The sequence below is a fragment of the Streptomyces sp. NPDC088246 genome (assembly GCF_044741025.1).
In the GTDB taxonomy this organism is placed as follows: domain Bacteria; phylum Actinomycetota; class Actinomycetes; order Streptomycetales; family Streptomycetaceae; genus Streptomyces.
In genome coordinates, this window is the sequence record NZ_JBIURV010000175.1 from 1 (window position 1) to 1,317 (window position 1,317).

Sequence of the window (1,317 nt, forward strand, 5' to 3'; positions counted from 1 at the left end):
TGAACCGCCCCGGGTTTGATGGAGATCATCAAGACCCGGAAGGATGCCGATCATGGCTGCTCCCCGTAAGTACCCCGACGAACTGCGTGAACGCGCGACGCGTCTGGCCATCGAGGCCCGCAAGGACCCGGCCGGCCGGGCCGGAGCGATCAAGCGGATCGCCGACCAGCTGGACGTGCACCCCGAGGCCCTGCGCGGCTGGGTGAAACGGGCCGAGATCGACGAGGGAGTCGTGCCCGGGACTACCAGTTCGGAGGCTGCCCGGATCGCGGAGCTGGAGCGGGAGGTGAAGGAACTGCGGCGGGCGAACGCGATACTGAAGTCCGCCTCGGCTTTCTTCGCCGCGGAGCTGGACCGTCCACTGCGATGAAGGTCGCCTACATCGACCAGTACAAGGAGACGTTCGGCGTCCAGCCGATCTGCGACGTCCTCGCCGAGACGGACGCGCCGATCGCGCCGAGCACCTACTACGCTGCCCACACCCGTCCGCCGTCGGCCCGCAGCCTGCGCGACGAGCAACTCACCCAGGAGATACGCCGGATCCACGCCGACAACTACGGTGTCTACGGAGCCCGCAAGGTCCACACCGCCCTGGTCCGCGAGGGAGTCGAGGTGGCCCGCTGCACGGTCGAACGCCTCATGCGTCAGGCGGGGCTTCGCGGCGTGATCCGGGCCAAGGGCCCGCGCACCACCCGCCCTGCTCCGGAGACCGACCGTCCGGCCGATCTGGTCGAGCGGCAGTTCACCGCAACTACCCCGAACCAGTTGTGGGTTGCCGACATCACCTACATCAGAACGTTCTCCGGCTGGGTCTACGCGGCCTTCGTCATCGACGTCTTCTCCCGCATGGTCGTCGGCTGGCAGGTCGCCACCAGCCTCTACACCGACCTCGCCCTTCACGCGCTGGACATGGCGATCTGGCGCCGTCGGCACACCGGCGCCGACCTCACCGGCCTCACGCACCACTCCGACCGCGGCGTTCAATACCGTGCCATTCGCTACACCGAACGCCTCGCCGACGAGGCGGCCGTGGCCTCGGTCGGTTCCAAGGGCGACTCGTATGACAACGCCCTCGCCGAGGCGTTCAACAGCCTCTTCAAGGCCGAACTGATCCGCAACAAGGGCCCCTGGACGTCCATCAACGACGTCGAGATCGCCGTCGCCGAGTACATCGGCTGGTTCAACCAGAGTCGCCTGCACGGCGAACTCGGTCACGTCACCCCCGCCGAGCACGAAGCCGCCCACTACGCGGCCCACCCCCCAGCATCACTCCAGAAAACCAGCTAACTCACTCTCCACGAAACCCGGGGCTTGACA

The 1,317-nt window shown here is 67.3% G+C and carries 1 protein-coding gene and 1 other annotated feature; the gene reads left to right on the top strand.

All coding sequences use genetic code 11. The annotated features are described in order from the left end of the window. Positions 1–52: 52 nt before the first annotated feature. Positions 53–1,287 (top strand): IS3 family transposase gene (locus ACIPEK_RS46680; protein WP_402009140.1). Its coding sequence is split into 2 segments (ribosomal slippage): positions 53–332 and positions 332–1,287, totalling 1,236 coding nucleotides; the frame shifts between segments, so codons are not numbered across the junction. Next, positions 331–459 (top strand) — a sequence feature (AL1L pseudoknot). Its footprint overlaps the gene before it by 129 nt. Positions 1,288–1,317: the final 30 nt, after the last annotated feature.